Consider the following 15,354-nt stretch of genomic DNA (forward strand, 5'->3'; position numbering starts at 1 on the left):
ATGGCGACCACCCTGGACCCGACCCGCGACGATGTGCCCCTCGAACGCGCCCGCCGTCGCCCCCGCAGCCTGGATCGCTGGCTGGCGGTGCTGCGTACGCCGGTGGGCGCCAGCGCCGGGCTCATCCTCGCCCTGGTGCTGCTGTTCGCGGTCTTCGCCCCGGTGATCTGGACCCACCAGGCGAACGCGGTCGACACCAACAACATCCTGGCCGGTCCGTCCGGCAGGCACTGGGTCGGCACGGACAACCTGGGGCGGGACCTGTTCTACCGGGTGCTCGTCGCGACCAGGCTCTCGGTGGGACTGGCGCTGCTCGCGACGCTCATCGCGGTCGTGCTCGGGCTGGTCCTCGGTGCCCTCCCGGTCCTGACCGGTCGACTCGCCGGCAGGGCGATCACCGCAGCCATCAACATCGCCGTGGCGTTCCCCGGCTTGCTGCTCGCGTTGTTCTTCGCGGTCATCTTCGGGATCGGCATCAAGGGTGCCGTCCTGGCCATCGGAGTCGCCGGCGCCCCGACCTTCGCCCGGCTGACCCAGACCCTGGCGGCAGGTGTCGCCCAGCGCGACTTCGTCGCGGCCGCCCGGATCGCCGGGGCCGGCCGGATCCGGCTGTTGATCCGGCACATCCTGCCCAACATCGCCGAGCCACTGGTCGTCAACGCGACGATCGGCGCGGGCGGCGCGCTGCTGGCCTTCGCCGGGCTGTCCTTCCTCGGGCTGGGCGTGCAGGCGCCCAGTTACGACTGGGGCGCCCTGCTGCAGGACGGGCTGACGGGGATCTACGTGCATCCCGCCGGCGCGCTGGCCCCCGGGGTCGCGATCGTCATCGCGGGCCTGGCGTTCAACCTGTTCGGCGAAGCGGTCGCCAAAGGCATCGGGCTGACCGCGACGATCGGCCACCTCCCGCTGCGGCCGGCGGCGTCCCCGTCCGCGCAGGCGCCTTCCACGCCGAGCGCCGAAGACACCGACGTCGTGTTGCAGGTGCAGGACCTGACCGTGACCCTGCCCGGCGCGAACGGGCCGTTGTGCCCGGTCCGGTCGGTGACGTTCGAGGTACGCCGTGCCGAGACCGTCGGCATCGTCGGCGAGTCCGGATCCGGCAAGTCCGTCACAGCCATGGCGATCGCCCGCCTGATCGAGGAGCCAGGTCAGGTCGCGGCGCAGCGGCTGCGGCTTCTCGGCACCGACCTGTTGGCGGGGAGTGCGCGTGATCATCGGACCCTGCTGGGCCGTTCGTTCGCCATGGTCTTCCAAGACCCCACGACGTCCTTCAACCCCACCCGGCGGGTCGGACGGCAGTTGGCCGAGGTCGCCGCGCAGCATCAGGACATCAGCCGGGGCCAGGCCGCGGCCCGAGCGGTGGAACGGCTGAGCGCCGTACGGGTGCCCGCTGCGGGCCGTCGGGCACGGCAGTACCCGCACGAGTTCTCCGGCGGCATGCGGCAGCGGGCGATGATCGGCATGGGTCTGATGAACGACCCGGCCCTGATCATCGCCGACGAGCCGACGACGGCGCTGGACGTGACCGTGCAACGACAGGTGCTGCAGCTGCTGGCGCGGATCCGTGACGAGAACGGCGTGGCGCTCGTGCTGATCAGTCACGACGTCGCCGTGGTCCGACAGGTCTGCGACCGGGTCCTGGTGATGTACGCCGGGCGCATCGTGGAGGACCTGCCGGCCGACGAACTGACCACCGGCGCACGGCACCCCTACACCCGGGCGCTGGTGACCGCCGTACCCGACATGAACGTCTCGGTCGACCTTCCACTGCCGGTCATTCCCGGCCGGCCCGTCGACCCCGGGCACCAGCCGGTCGGGTGCGCGTACGCCGCGCGGTGTCCGCTGGCCGACCAGCGGTGTCTCGCAGAGGATCCCGAGTTGGTCACCGACGCCGCCGGCCGCCGCGTCGCCTGCTGGCACGCGGGGGAGCCGCTGCCGGATCGGTGGCAGGAGCTGGTGACGAGCCGGGAGGCTCTCGCGGGCAGGGAGGCGTCATGAGCACCTTGCACTTCGAGGACGTCAGCATCCGGTACGGCAGCGGCCGCACCGCGATGACGGCGGTCGACCGGGTCGATCTGGTGGTCCCCGACGGGTCGATCGTCGGACTGGTCGGGGAGTCCGGTTCGGGCAAGTCGACGTTGGCGCGTGCGGCGGTCGGACTGATCCCCGTGCACAGCGGCCGCATCCTGTTGGACGGCAAGCCGCTGACACAGCGCGCAGGACGGCGGCCGGTGCAGATGGTCTTCCAGGATCCCTACTCCTCGCTGGACCCCCGGATGACCGTCGGCGACAGCATCGCCGAGGCCGTCCCTCGTAGAACGGACGCCGCAGCCCGTCGGCGGGAGGTGGGGCGGTTGCTGGACCTGGTCGAGATCGGCCCGGCGCGCGCCGACGCCTACCCCGCGCAGCTCTCGGGTGGCCAGCGCCAGCGGGTCGCCATCGCCCGGGCACTGGCGGCCCGCCCCGAGGTGGTGGTGGCCGACGAGATCACCTCCGCCCTGGACGTGTCCATCCAGGGGACCGTGCTGAATCTGGTGCGCACCCTGCAGCGCGACCTCAACATGTCGATGCTGTTCATCTCCCACAATCTCGCGGTCGTGCGATACGTCGCGAGCGAGATCGCCGTGATGTACCTCGGGCAGATCGTCGAACACGGTCCGACCGCAGAGGTACTCGCCGATCCGCAGCACCCGTACACCAAGGAGTTGCTGTCGGCCGTTCCCGGAACGGACGGCGGACTGTGGGGTGAGGGCGCGATGGGCGAGACTGCGGACGCGACGCTGCTCGAGCCTGCCGACCCGCACGATCCGCCACCGGGCTGCCGTTATCACCTGCGATGCCCGGCGGGTCCGCTGGTCGATCCGAGTCGTGAGGTCTGCGCCGCCACCGAGCCGACCACGCTGCATCGTCACGCGGCGGCGTGCCACTTCGCCGAGGGCCTCCCGCCGGGATCGGGGCCCCAGGCGCACCCGGCCTCCAAGGACGCAGTCCGATGACGGCCGTCGCGTCCGACGCGTCTCTTCTTGCCTCGATACTGGGCGACATCGCCGCGCTGGTCGAGTGTGAATCACCGTCGAGCGACCTCGACGCGGTCGCCCGCAGCGCCGACGTGGTCGCCCGGGTCGGTATGCAGCGACTGGCCGTGCGTCCCGAGCGCATCGTGATCGACGGGCGCAGCCACCTGAGGTGGCGGTGGGGAGACGACCAGCCCCGCGTGCTGGTCCTCGGTCACCACGACACGGTGTGGCCGATCGGGACGCTCGAGACTCACCCGTGTCGGGTGCGGGACGGCGTGCTGCGGGGACCGGGCTGCGTGGACATGAAGGCCGGGTTGGTGATCGCGTTCCACGCCATCGCCGGCCTCCCCGACAGGACGGGGATCAGTCTGCTGATCACCGGCGACGAGGAACTGGGCTCGCCGAGCTCGCGTGCGCTCATCGAACGCGAGGCCACCGGCTGCGACGCGGTGCTGGTGCTCGAGTCGGCTGCGGACGGCGGAGCGCTCAAGACCGAACGCAAGGGTGTCTCGATCTACCAGGTCGCCGTCACCGGGCGGGCCGCGCACGCCGGACTGGCACCCGAAACGGGGGTCAACGCCGCGATCGAGCTGGCCCACCAGGTGCTCGCCGTGGCCGCACTGGCGGATCCGGCTCGCGGTACGACGGTGACCCCGACGGTGCTGTCGGCCGGCAGCGCACGCAATACGGTCCCCGCCCGAGCCGAGCTCGCGGTCGATGTGCGGGTGCGTGAGAGCGCGGAGCAGACCCGGGTGGACGACGCCATCCGGGCGCTGCGCCCGGCGGTGCCCGGAGCGGCGATCAACGTGACCAGAGGACCCAACCGGGCACCGCTGGAATCCGTGGCCTCGTGGGCTCTGTACGACCGCGCGGTCGCGCTGGCCGACGAGCTGGGACTTCCGCCGCTCGCACGTGCCAGCGTGGGAGGTGCGTCCGACGGCAATCTCACGGCCGGGATCGGCGTTCCCACCTTGGACGGACTGGGCGCCACCGGTGGTGGAGCCCACGCCGACGACGAGCACGTGGACGTCACCGACCTGGTAGGACGGACCGCTCTGGTGGGGGCGTTGATCGCCGACATCCTGCGTCGGCCGGTCTTCGCGGGACCGCCCCGCTCCTCGGCGGGTGGGCGCTGATGAGCGTGCACGTCGAAGTGGGTCTGGGCGCTGCGACGCGGGCCGCGGACGAAGCGGCGCGACGGGCCGGTGTGGTCATCCGGGAATTGAGCGAGGTCGCGGATCTGCAGGACATCGTGGCGCTCTACGACAGTGTCTGGCAGCGCGAATCGGGACCGTTGCTCACAGCGGAGCTGCTGCGCGCGTTCGCGAAGGCGGGCAACTACGTGGTGGGCGCGTTCGACGGCAGATCCCTGGTGGGCGCCTGCGTCGGATTCTTCTCCGCGCCCGCCGACAGTTCGTTGCACAGTCACATCTCCGGGGTGTCCACCGCCGCGCGCCGACGCAACGTCGGATTCGCGATGAAGGTGCACCAACGGGCGTGGGCCATGCGACGCGGAGCGTCCCGGATCACCTGGACGTTCGACCCTCTGGTGGCGCGCAACGCGTGGTTCAACGTGGTCAAGCTCGCAGCCGACCCGTCGGAATACCTGACCGACTTCTACGGCGGTATGCACGACGGCATCAACGGCCCCGACGGGAGCGACCGGCTGCTGGTGAGCTGGGAGTTGGGAGCCGGATCGGTCGCGAGAGCGTGCCTGGGGCAGATCCGGCCCGGGGACGCCGTGCACGAGCGCGCCCTGGGGGCCTGCGTCGCTCTCGGGATCTCCGCCTCCGGGGCGCCGGTCGCCGGCTCCGGCGACGCGTCCACGCACCTGGTCGCCGTACCCCCGGACATCGAGGGTCTGCGCGCGACGCGGCCCCGGCTGGCCACCGACTGGCGGATCGCCCTGCGGGAGTCGCTCGGCGGGCTGCTGACGTCCGGTGCGTGGATCGACGGATTCGATCGCAGCGGCTGGTACGTCGTGCGTCGGGACACCGCACGACCGATCACCGCCCGACACTCAGGAGGCGCCCGATGAAGCTCACCGGGTTCGAACTGCGCAGGATCGGGCTGCCGCTCGCGGCGCCGTTCCGGACGTCGTTCGGCACCCAGACCCACCGCGACATCCTGCTGGTACGAGCGGTCACCGGGGACGCGGAGGGCTGGGGCGAGTGTGTGACACTTCCCGACCCGTTGTACTCCGAGGAGTACGTCGACGGCGCCGTCGACGTGCTCACCCGCTTCCTGATCCCAGCACTGGCCGGGGCCGATGATGTGGACGGCGCCCGGGTCGCCACGGTGCTGGCCCCGTTCAAAGGACATCGGATGGCGAAGGCCGCCCTGGAGATGGCGGTGCTCGACGCGGAGCTGAAAGAGCTGGGAAGGCCGCTCGCGCGCGAGCTCGGAGCCGTCCACCCGCGGGTGCCCTGCGGGGTCTCGGTCGGGATCATGGACTCGGTGCCCCAGCTGCTGGACGCGGTCGGCGGGTATCTCGAGCAGGGGTATGTGCGCGTCAAGCTCAAGATCGAGCCGGGGTGGGACGTCGCGCCGGTCCGCGCGGTCCGGAATCGCTTCGGCGGCGAGGTGCTGTTGCAGGTGGACGCCAACACCGCCTACACCCTCGCCGACGCGCGGCACCTCGCTCAGCTGGATGCGTTCGACCTGCTGCTCATCGAGCAGCCGTTGGAGGAGGACGACATCCTCGGGCACGCCCAGCTGGCTCGGCAGTTGAGGACACCGGTGTGTCTGGACGAGTCCATCACCTCCGCTCGCACGGCCGCCGCGGCCATCTCGCTCGGCGCGTGCTCGGTCATCAACATCAAACCCGGTCGCGTGGGTGGTTACCTCGAGGCCCGCCGGATCCACGACCTGTGCGTCGCGCACGGCGTCGCGGTCTGGTGCGGAGGCATGTTGGAGACCGGCATCGGGCGAGCGGCGAACGTCGCGTTGGCAGCCCTGCCGGGCTTCACGCTCCCCGGTGACACGTCGGCGTCCGACCGGTACTACCGCACCGACATCACGTCGCCCTTCGTCCTGGACGACGGCTACCTCGACGTGCCCGCCGGCGCGGGCATCGGGGTCGAGCCCCTGGCCGAGGAGCTAGACGCCACGACGACATGGACGCAGTGGATCCCGTTGTGAGCCCGTACGGCGCTGCCTGGGCGGAACGGGTCGCACGCCGGACGAAGGCCCATCGGTGCGGTCTATCCTGACCGCCTCGTTGTCGAGAGCTCAGGCGGTGCGACCAGTGACGATCGGGCGGCAACGGGCCAGTCTGCGACGGGTGATGGACGACCTGGGCAGCACCCTTCTGGAGCTGGTGCGCGGTGACCCTGACGCGGTCGCCGAGGTCGGGGGCGTCGCCATCCACGACCCGCTGGACCGGCCGGTCCTGCCGGTCGGCGCTCTCGTGCTGGGAGTCGGACTGTCCGGCGTCGAGGACATCACCGACCTTCTCGGTGAACTCGGCGGGAGTCGCGCTGCCGCCCTGGTGCTGCGGTCGCCCGTCACGTTGAACCCGCGGGTGTCCGAGGCTGCCGATGATGCCGGGGTGGTCCTGCTCGGCCTGACGCGCGGTGCCACGTGGGTGCAACTGGACGCGATGCTGCGCTCGTTGCTCGCCGACGGTGACGTGGGCGCAGGACCCGGCGATCCCGAATCACTCGGAGGGTTGCCGTCCGGTGATCTGTTCGCGGTGGCGAACGCGATCGCCGCGCTCTTGGACGCCCCCGTCACGATCGAGGACCGCAGCAACCGGGTCCTGGCGTTCTCGGGGCGGCAGGACGAGACCGATCAGGGCCGGATCGAGACCGTGCTCGGACTGCAGGTCCCTGACCGGTACGCCAGGGTGCTCACCGAGAGGGGCGTCTTCGGAGAACTGTTCCGCAGCAGCGAGCCCATCGCGGTCGACCCGGTGCCCGACCGCCTGGGTGACCCGGGCGCCAGCCTTCCCAGGGCGGCGATCGCGGTCCGGGCGGGGGATGAGTTGCTTGGATCGATCTGGGCGGTGTTGGACCAGCCGTTGGACGACCGCGCGCGGCGACCCTGAAGGAGGCGGCGAAGCTCGTCGCCCTGCACCTGTTGCGGGTGCGCGCTGGAGCGGATGTGGGGCGACGGCTACGAGCGGAACTGGTGGGCACGGCGTTGGAGGGCGGTGCCGGGGCGCGCGAGGCCGTCGACCGGCTCGGCCTGAACGGGCGCCCGACGGTGGTGCTCGCGCTGTGCGAGATGCGGACACCGGCCGACACCCGCACGGCGGCCGCAGTGCAGGTCGCCGACCATGCGAATGACCGGCAGCGGCTCACCGACGCCTTCGCCATGCACTTGTCGGCCGTGCAGCCGGCATCCGCGACCGCGCTCATCGGTACCACCGTCTACGGGCTGCTGCCGGTGTCCGGCGCCGACCAGGAGCCGTGGGCCGTCCGAGTCGCCACCGACTTCATCGACAGGATCGGCGACCGGTTGCCCTCGATCGTGGGCGTCGGCCCGACAGCGTTGGATGCTGAAGGGCTCGCGCACGCCCGGCAGTACGCCGATCGGACCGTACGGGTGCTGCGAGAGCTGGGCGGCGCCCCTCGGGTCGCCCAGCTGTCTGATGTCTACATCTCGTCGCTGCTGTCCGAGCTGCGGGACCAGGTCACGGTTCGCGGCGACCGGGTCACCGGTCCGCTCGCGCGGCTGGTGTCGTACGACGCCGTGCACGGCACGGATCTGGTCCGGACCCTACGAGCGTGGCTGGACGCGTTCGGCGACGTGAACGCGGCGGCGGCCGTGCTCTTCGTGCACCCCAACACCTTCCGCTATCGGCTGCGTCGCCTGGCAGAGGTGGGCGAGCTGGACCTTGCCGATCCGGACGCGCGGTTCGCCGCTCTACTGCAGCTACGGATCTTCCCGATCCCCTGAGTGACAGGTACAGATCTCCATCGGGTGATGGGCAGGAGAGAACGCCGGTGGAGCGCGCGCGGCGCCGGGTGCAGATCCACCCCCGACCTACGACAGCCCCTGACCGCGATGGCGGGCAGGGGCTGTCGTAGGTCGGGCCGGTGTGGGCCGGGTGTGCTTACTTCCAGGCCACCAGGTGGTGGGAGCTCACCTTGTTGTAGGTCGGGGCGCCGGGGTACTTGTAGCCCAGCACGTCCAGGATGGGCTGGAACTCCGAGGCGGATGGGGACACGTGGTCGTAGGGCAGCCCGCTCGGGCCCGTCGAGGCGTAGTCGGCCTCATAGCCGACCTTGCCGTTGGACACCGTGCAGACCTTGTCGGCTCCGATCAACCGCAGGCTGAGGCTCTTCTTGATCTCGTTGACGATGTAGTTGCGCTGCGCGTTGCAGGTCGAGGTCTTGGTGGTCGCGGCGTCGTGCGTCACCACGTGAGCGAACGGCCACACGTCCTGGGTGTCGATGCTCGTGCCCGCTTCGACCTGCGACTGCCGGTTGGTGGTGTCGAGGTAGAGATCAGCGGACTGGATCGGGTTGCCGGTCTTCGACATGTACGCCGTGAGATAGCTCCACTGACCGCTGCGTAAGGGATAGCAGGCGAATCGGTACTCCGGGCCCTCGTCGTTGGCGCGCTGCACCGCAGGCAGCAGGGTCTGCGTCGCCGACGCCTTCGTGACGAGACCGACCTCGTACTTCGCGTGGGCCTCGCAGTCGGTGCGACTCCAGAAGTGGGCGAGGTGCGTGGTGCCGTGCAGATAGATCGAACCTGCCGGGTGGAGGGGTGCCGCGTGCGCCGAGGGACTCGACAACGCGAGGCCGGTGCCGGCGAGCGCGGTGGCCCCTACCGCGACGGCGATTTTCTTCAGCATGCTTGCATCCTTTGCGAGAGCCGGTCGTGAGCGACCGCTCACGTCGGCAGCATACGAGCCGAAGACGAGTTTTGACCCGTAACCAGATCGTGAAGAAAAGCAATCCGGCAGTGGATCGGCTACGAATTAACATGGAAATTCCAAACTGTCAAGAAGCCGCCCAGCCAATTCCCAGGATATTGGCTGCACACGATGCCCAGATTTCCTCGGGGAAAACCGACTTCGGGTGTTAGATTCAGCGAGCGCCACGCGCCGTGGTGCAGGTCCCTGCGAGGACTGCAGAATTCTGCGATCGGAGATCGTATGGAAAAGTCATCTCGGCGGAATTTCGTCACCATCACAGGCTTGGGCACGGCGGTAGGCATCGCAGCGATGGCCGCGCCGTCGGCCGCGAACGCGGCCACGGTGGATCAGGCGTCGGACAGGGTGCAGGTGCCTCGCGGTGCCGCATCGTCGATGGCTGCGTTCGTCAGCGACGTCCATCGCGGTGAGGTGACCCTGATGGTGGACGGTGACGAGGTCACCGTGACCGACAAGCAACTGGCCGCTCGGTTGGCCCACGCTTTCCACCACGCAACTCGAGCCTGAGACCCGGCCTCCCCGGCTTGGTCCCGTTCATCGGGAATTAGCTCGTCGTTCACCCTCCGCCCGTTTGAAAGGTCGTTCATGTCCTCGCACCGCGAAGCGCCAGAAATCTCCAAGGATCCCTCCGCTGATAACACGGATGTCTATGCATTCGTCAGCCCCGACAAACCGGGCACCGTGACGTTGATCGCCAACTTCATGCCGTTCGAACTGCCTTACGGCGGACCGAATTTCAACGAATTCGCGGACACGGTGGTCTACACCATCAACGTGTCGAACAGCGGCCGCGCTCTCGCCGACATCTCCTACCAGTTCACCTTCAAGACGCAGGTGCGTAACCCCAACTCCTTCCTCTACAACGTGGGGCCCATCTCTTCCCCGACCGATGCGAACTGGAACCGCCCGCAGACGTTCACCGTGGAGCGCGTGGACCTCACGCCGCCGCCGAAGTACTTCCCGCGACACCTCAGCGGGATCCTGGGTAAGGATCTGACCTGCCCGCCGGTCAACGTCGGTATCCGCAGCACCCCGAACTATCCGACCCTGGCGGCGAAGAGCTACCACCAGCTCGCGGGCGGGCGCATGGTGTTCGCAGGACAGCGCGCCGATGGGTTCCACGTCGACCTCGGCAGCATCTTCGACCTGGGCGACCTGCGTCCCTTCCAGGGTGCGTACAACAAGGGCATCCCACCGGTCCTGGCCAACATGCCCGGTGTGAACGGCCTGTTGGACCTGAACGTGCACACCATCGCCATCCAGGTGCCGTTGTCCGATCTGACGGTCGACGGCAAGACCCCGACGGACGTGATGTCCGCGAACTCGGTGATCGGTGTGTGGGCCACGGCCAGCCGCTCCACCAGCCGTATCCTCAACAAGAAGACCGGCAAGTACGACAACTACGGTGCGTGGACGCAGGTCTCGCGACTGGGCAACCCGCTGGTCAACGAGGTCATCAACCCGATGGGCGAGAAGGACCTCTGGAACATCAACCCGCCCCGGTTGGACAGCCAGTTCGCCAAGTACGTGCTGCAGCCCGAGCTTGCCAACCTCATCGCCAACGTCCTCTACCCGACGGCGTTCCCCAACCTGGCGGCGTACGTCAAGTCCAAGAAGCCGCGTGCGGACCTTGCAGCCATCCTGCTGACGGGCATCCCGAAGGGTGTTGTCCCGGGCTTCCAGAACTACACCGGTTCGGTCCAGGCCGACATGCTGCGGTTGAATCTGGCAGTCCCGCCCACGGCCCCCAGCAAGGCCAACAAGATCGGCTTGATCGCCGGAGATGCGGCTGGATTCCCGAACGGGCGACGCCCGATCGACGACGTCACCGCCATCGAGCTGCGTGCGGTGGCGGGAGCGACCATCCCGCTGGTCGACAAGAGCTACAAGCCGGACGCAGCGGCAACCTCGCTGAACGACGGTTCGACCGAGGGCACGGCCAACGACAATGCGCCGTACGGTGCGGCGTACCTCAGTTCGTTCCCGTACCTGTCGAACCCGAACAGTGGTTTCACCTCCAAGCCGGGCAAGCCGGGCGGGCAGACCGTCAATTGATCCGCCGGTTCGCAGGCAAGGGGCACGTCAGTTGACCGACGCCGAGAATCCGCATGCCGGTCAGGGCATGGTGGTCCTCGACATCGGCGGCGATGTCGGCGCTCTCGTCGTCTCCACGCCGGCCGACATGGCCGGCGTGGAGATCGAGATCTGTCCGAGTGGGCGTCGGGGGCACGAACCCGACGAGGGCCTGGACTGGTGGATCGGTGAGTGGCGCTCTCACGACCACCCGTCCGAGGGTCATGTCGGTCACGGTCATCACCATGCCCATGCGGCATGGCCGCACGTGGCGGTCATCCCGCGTCCCTCGCCCACGGGCCTGCACCCCTGCGCGGTGTATCCCGGACTGGTCGAGGGCACCTACGACCTGTGGGTGCGGCCCGACGGGCCGACCGTGCTGACCGTCTCGGTCGTGGGAGCCCAGGTCACCACTGCCGACTGGCCCTGAGCTCGACGGTCGGTCGATCGGGCGCGTCGGGGCAGCCTTGACGTACATGCGCCGGTGCACCGCTCGTTCAGTCCACGAGGGGCCCGGGCAGCGGCATGCCGTGCACCACGTCCAGCCCGGAAACCGCTCGGGTGAGCACGATGTACAGGCGGCGCAGACCGGTGCGCAGGTCCGGCTCTGCGGCGACGATCCGGGCTGGTTCGACGACGACCGCCTGGTCGAACTCCAGACCCTTGGCAAGACCGGCGGGGACCAGTTGCACCCGATGATCCACCGCACCGGGGTCGTGGACTCCCAGCACCGAGAAGTCGATCCGCGCATCCTTCATGGCGGCCAGGTGCTCCGGGAGGTCGGCGTCCGGGACGATCACTCCCACGGTCCCTGCGGACCGCAACGCCACCTGCACCCGATCGACGACGGCGACGACCGGTTCCGGGACAGGCAGGATGGACAGCCTTCCCGGGTTGGCACGGATCGCCTGCGGTGCTCGCAGATCCGGTGCGATCAGAGGCAGTAGCCGGGAGGCGAAACCGAGCACCGCGGCCGGCACCCGGAACCCGCGCTCCAGCTCCTCCAGATGGAAGTCGGGCTTGTCGAGGTGGGCCATCGCGACATCCCATGAAGTGGTCGCCCACGGCGTCGTGCCTTGCGCGAGGTCGCCGAGCACGGTCACCGAACCGGTTGCGCATCGGCGGCCGACCGCGCGCAACTGCATCGGTGACAGGTCTTGAGCCTCATCCAGGATCACGTGTCCGAGGCTGGGGGTGCGGACGAGCACGTCACCCAGCTCGTCGAGAATGAAGAGGTCCGCGATGGACCACCGAGCGCTGCCCTTGGCGCGTGGAGGGTGCGGCCAGAGCAGGGTGGTCTGCTCCTGCTCGGTCAGGATGCCGTCGGCGGCCGCGGCGAGCAGCGCCCGGTCGCTCAGGAGCTCGAACAGCACCTGACGCGGATCCACCTTGGGCCACACCGACTTCGTGTAGCTACGGACCGGTGCGCTCCGCGCGACCGCGTCCTGCACCCGGTCGTCGGGGGAGTCACCGGCCTGCTCCATCTGCAACAGCACCTCATGCGCGAGCCGTTGAGGCAGCATCTCGCCGGCGGCGGCGTAGCGCACCCCCGGGCCCGGAGCCGCTCCATGATCTCGGCCACCTCGTACGCGGGGACGCGCCAGCGCCGGACGCCCCGCGGCACCACGAGCGCCTCGGTCGGCGCGACCAGCCGTGCCCACACCGCTCGATGCAGGACCTCGGCCATCCTGGCGTCACCCTTGAGGGCGGCGGCCTCCGGCAGGTCCTCACCCCGGACCGGCGAGGAGGCGACCAGGCCCTCGAGACTGGTGTGCACCACCCGCACCTCGCCCAGTGCGGGCAGCACCGCCCCGATGTGGTCCAGGAACGCCTCGTTCGGTCCGATCACCAGCACCCCGCTGCGTTCCAAACGATCCCGGAACGCATAGAGGAGCCAGGCGGCACGGTGCAGCCCGACCGCTGTCTTGCCGGTCCCGGGTGCTCCTTGCACGCAGATCGACCGACCCAGCTCGGCTCGCACGATCTCGTCCTGCTCGGGCTGGATGGTGGCGACGATGTCGCGCATCGGCCCGGTCCGCGGCCGCTCGATCTCCTCGGCCAGGATTCGACTGTCTCGGCCGGCGGCGTCGACGCCGGGAGTGGCGAGGTCCTCGTCCTCGATGGCAGTGAGTGCACCGTGATCGACCCCGAAACGACGTCGTCGCAGGACTCCCATCGGTTCGGCGGGGGAGGCGCGATAGAAGGCGGTGGAGACCGGCGCACGCCAGTCGATGACCACCGGGTCGCCGTGCAGATCGCTGATGTGGCGTCGGCCGATGTGCAGCGTGGGGGGCAGGTCGCGCGCCCCCGGAGCGCCCGAGGCGTCCAGATCCAACCGACCGAAGAAGAGCGTGGTGCGCGGGTCATCCGTGAGTGCTGCGATCCGGTCACGCAGGGTCCGCTGGAGCTGGGCGGAGGAGTCGGCGTCGCTGGCTTTCAGCGGATCCAGTGCCGAAGTGCGCTCGCGCATTCGGGTGAGTTGCTCGCGGGCATAGGTCAGGTGGGCTTGCTCCAAGAGGAGCTCGGTATCCGGAGGCACGACCGATCACGATATCCACGACCCTGCTGGACCGTGCGGGGTCGAGACGATTGGGCTCGGCCTGGTGACGGCGAAATCTTCGATCATCGTGTCACTGATACGACACCGCCGACTTGGCCGAACCCTTACCCTTTCTTGACCAAGACAGGAGATGCGATCGGTATCTTCGGTGGAGCGATTCAACGGGGCGGGAGCGGGAGCGGGACGTGGACGGTGACACGCGCCGGGTGACACGTCGTGCCGTGCTGGGCACGACAGCCTGGTCTGTGCCGGTGATCGCGGTCGGTGCAGTCGTTCCCGTCGCTGCAGCATCGGCCTGCGGCGGGGTGGCGGCACCGAGCACGGCAGCGGGGTGGACTGTCACCAAGACCAACATGTCCACCAACGGCGGGACCGATCAGTTCACCAACAACGGGTACGTCCTGGTGCAGGATCCTGCGTCGACCGCCGCGGCGTCCGAAGTGGTGCAGAGCCCGAGCCAGACCTTCCTTGCCGGGCGTACCTACACCTTCACCTTCAATTACACGACCTACTCGAAGAACCCGCGGAAGTTAACGATGAGCTTCCAGATCAACGGCGTCGCGCAATCGACCGGCGCCATCGACACGAGCACGACGAACGGCGGGTCCGGCACCAAGACGGTGACGTACTCGCCCACGACGACGGTCACCTCGCCCGTGGTGCTGCGATACGACTTCGTCGCGGCGACGGGAACCACCGGCGACGACATCACCATCAGCAACTTCGCCAACACCTGCACCTGACCGACCCGCGGGACTACGACGAAGCCCCTCGACCCGCGCGGGTGGAGGGGCTTCGTCGTGATTGGTGCGGGTGTCAGTCGGTCAGATCGCCGAGTCGTTCCGCCTCGTCGGCGGTCAGTGTGATGCTCGCGGCGGCGGTGTTGGACTCCAGGTGCGCCACCTGCGACGTCCCGGGGATGGGAAGCATCACGGGGGAGAGCTGGAGCAGCCAGGCGAGGGCGATCTGGGTGACCGTCGCGTCGTGGGCGTCGGCGATCTCGGCAAGCGCTCCAGCGGCACCGGTGTGGTCGGCCACCGGACGCCACGGGATGAAACCGATGCCGTTCGCCTCGCTGTGCGCGAGAAGTGCGTCCGCGTCACGGGTTCCGAGGCTGAAACGGTTCTGCACAGTGACGATCGGCGCGATCTTCTCGGCGGCCTGCAGTTCGTCCACGGTCACCTCGGACAGTCCGATGTGCTTGATCTTGCCCTCGTCCCTCAGCTTGGCCAGCTCGCCGACCTGGTCCTCGAGCGGGACCGCGGGATCGATGCGGTGCAACTGGAAGAGGTCGATGGCATCGACCTTCAGGCGCCGCAGGCTGAGCTCGGCCTGCTGCCGCAGGTAGGCAGGCCCACCGACCGGAGTCCAGATGCCCGGGCCCTGTCGGGTGAGTCCGGCCTTGGTCGCGATCACGACGTCGTCGGCGTACGGGTGCAGCGCCTCGGCCAGGAGCTCCTCGGCCACGACCGGCCCGTAGGAGTCGGCGGTGTCGAAGAAGGTGATACCGAGTTCGACCGCGCGACGCAGGACGGCGACCGCCTCGTCGTGGTCCCGCGGAGGGCCCCAGACCCCGTCCCCGGTCAATTGCATGGTGCCGTAACCCAGGCGAACGACGGGAAGGTCGCCTCCGATGGAGAACGTCCCGGACTGCGCAGCGATATTCGTCGAAGAAGTCATGTCATCGGCAACCACGGTCGGCCGAGGTCGATTCCCTGATCAGGGCTGTGCAGGTCGACGCGATGGCAGCAGTGACAGGCGGCGAAGCCCCCGACCCGTCAGGGCCGAGGGCTTCGTTCCGCACCGACAAAGGGGCG

Annotated in this window: 15 protein-coding genes; 11 read left to right on the top strand and 4 right to left on the bottom strand. The window is 69.1% G+C overall.

The genetic code is table 11. The features are described from left to right. From LVQ62_RS11160 to LVQ62_RS11190, 7 genes are all read left to right on the top strand, one after another. Complete coding sequence (locus tag LVQ62_RS11160; RefSeq protein ID WP_233761620.1) at positions 1 to 1,998, top strand: dipeptide/oligopeptide/nickel ABC transporter permease/ATP-binding protein; 1,998 nt, start codon at positions 1 to 3, stop codon at positions 1,996 to 1,998. Next, positions 1,995 to 2,996: an ABC transporter ATP-binding protein gene (locus LVQ62_RS11165; RefSeq protein ID WP_233761621.1), complete on the top strand. Its 1,002-nt coding sequence runs from the start codon at positions 1,995 to 1,997 to the stop codon at positions 2,994 to 2,996. Before LVQ62_RS11160 ends, LVQ62_RS11165 begins: the two co-directional genes overlap by 4 nt. Beyond that, a complete protein-coding gene (locus tag LVQ62_RS11170) occupies positions 2,993 to 4,153 on the top strand; it encodes a M20 family metallopeptidase (RefSeq protein ID WP_233761622.1) in 1,161 nt (386 codons plus the stop codon). Before LVQ62_RS11165 ends, LVQ62_RS11170 begins: the two co-directional genes overlap by 4 nt. Continuing rightward, positions 4,153 to 5,055, top strand: coding sequence for a GNAT family N-acetyltransferase (locus LVQ62_RS11175; RefSeq protein WP_233761624.1), 903 nt, complete (start codon positions 4,153 to 4,155; stop codon positions 5,053 to 5,055). The genes LVQ62_RS11170 and LVQ62_RS11175 overlap by 1 nt, the downstream gene beginning before the upstream one ends. Continuing rightward, complete coding sequence (gene menC, locus LVQ62_RS11180) at positions 5,052 to 6,158, top strand: o-succinylbenzoate synthase (RefSeq protein WP_233761626.1); 1,107 nt, start codon at positions 5,052 to 5,054, stop codon at positions 6,156 to 6,158. The genes LVQ62_RS11175 and menC overlap by 4 nt, the downstream gene beginning before the upstream one ends. 142 nt (positions 6,159 to 6,300) lie before the next feature. Beyond that, positions 6,301 to 7,065: a hypothetical protein gene (locus tag LVQ62_RS11185; RefSeq protein WP_233761628.1), complete on the top strand. Its 765-nt coding sequence runs from the start codon at positions 6,301 to 6,303 to the stop codon at positions 7,063 to 7,065. Between the two features lie 83 nt (positions 7,066 to 7,148). Beyond that, positions 7,149 to 7,919: a CdaR family transcriptional regulator gene (locus LVQ62_RS11190; protein ID WP_233761630.1), complete on the top strand. Its 771-nt coding sequence runs from the start codon at positions 7,149 to 7,151 to the stop codon at positions 7,917 to 7,919. Between the two features lie 157 nt (positions 7,920 to 8,076). Here the strand turns inward: LVQ62_RS11190 and LVQ62_RS11195 are convergent, their stop codons facing one another. Continuing rightward, a complete protein-coding gene (locus LVQ62_RS11195; RefSeq protein ID WP_179481143.1) occupies positions 8,077 to 8,823 on the bottom strand; it encodes a hypothetical protein in 747 nt (248 codons plus the stop codon). Between the two features lie 345 nt (positions 8,824 to 9,168). On the opposite strand from LVQ62_RS11195, the gene LVQ62_RS11200 reads away from it, so the two are divergent. The 3 genes from LVQ62_RS11200 to LVQ62_RS11210 all read left to right on the top strand — a co-directional run bounded on the left by LVQ62_RS11200 (position 9,169) and on the right by LVQ62_RS11210 (position 11,407). Then, positions 9,169 to 9,411 carry a hypothetical protein gene (locus LVQ62_RS11200; protein ID WP_233761631.1) on the top strand — a complete coding sequence of 81 codons (243 nt, stop codon included), beginning with the start codon at positions 9,169 to 9,171 and terminating at the stop codon, positions 9,409 to 9,411. 78 nt (positions 9,412 to 9,489) lie between these two features. Next, entirely contained in the window at positions 9,490 to 10,959 is a 1,470-nt protein-coding gene (locus LVQ62_RS11205; RefSeq protein WP_233761633.1) for a DUF4331 domain-containing protein, read from the top strand. Positions 10,960 to 10,990: 31 nt separating this feature from the next. Further along, the gene (locus tag LVQ62_RS11210; RefSeq protein WP_233761635.1) at positions 10,991 to 11,407 is read left to right on the top strand and encodes a hypothetical protein; all 417 of its coding nucleotides are present in this window, start codon (positions 10,991 to 10,993) and stop codon (positions 11,405 to 11,407) included. Between the two features lie 67 nt (positions 11,408 to 11,474). On the opposite strand, the gene LVQ62_RS17860 is transcribed toward LVQ62_RS11210, so the two are convergent. Together LVQ62_RS17860 and LVQ62_RS17865 are read right to left on the bottom strand one after the other, a co-directional pair. Then, the gene (locus LVQ62_RS17860) at positions 11,475 to 12,350 is read right to left on the bottom strand and encodes a hypothetical protein (RefSeq protein ID WP_370639610.1); all 876 of its coding nucleotides are present in this window, start codon (positions 12,348 to 12,350) and stop codon (positions 11,475 to 11,477) included. Further along, complete coding sequence (locus LVQ62_RS17865; RefSeq protein ID WP_370639611.1) at positions 12,332 to 13,516, bottom strand: hypothetical protein; 1,185 nt, start codon at positions 13,514 to 13,516, stop codon at positions 12,332 to 12,334. The genes LVQ62_RS17860 and LVQ62_RS17865 overlap by 19 nt, the downstream gene beginning before the upstream one ends. Before the next feature lie 206 nt (positions 13,517 to 13,722). On the opposite strand from LVQ62_RS17865, the gene LVQ62_RS11220 reads away from it, so the two are divergent. Further along, positions 13,723 to 14,280, top strand: a complete 558-nt coding sequence (locus LVQ62_RS11220) for a hypothetical protein (RefSeq protein WP_233761637.1) — start codon at positions 13,723 to 13,725, stop codon at positions 14,278 to 14,280. A gap of 73 nt (positions 14,281 to 14,353) precedes the next feature. On the opposite strand, the gene LVQ62_RS11225 is transcribed toward LVQ62_RS11220, so the two are convergent. After that, positions 14,354 to 15,217 (bottom strand): aldo/keto reductase, encoded by an 864-nt coding sequence (locus tag LVQ62_RS11225; protein ID WP_233761639.1) that lies wholly within the window; start codon positions 15,215 to 15,217, stop codon positions 14,354 to 14,356. Positions 15,218 to 15,354: the final 137 nt, after the last annotated feature.

Origin of the sequence: Allobranchiibius sp. GilTou73, from assembly GCF_021391335.1 — a bacterium.
Lineage (GTDB): Bacteria > Actinomycetota > Actinomycetes > Actinomycetales > Dermatophilaceae > Allobranchiibius > Allobranchiibius huperziae.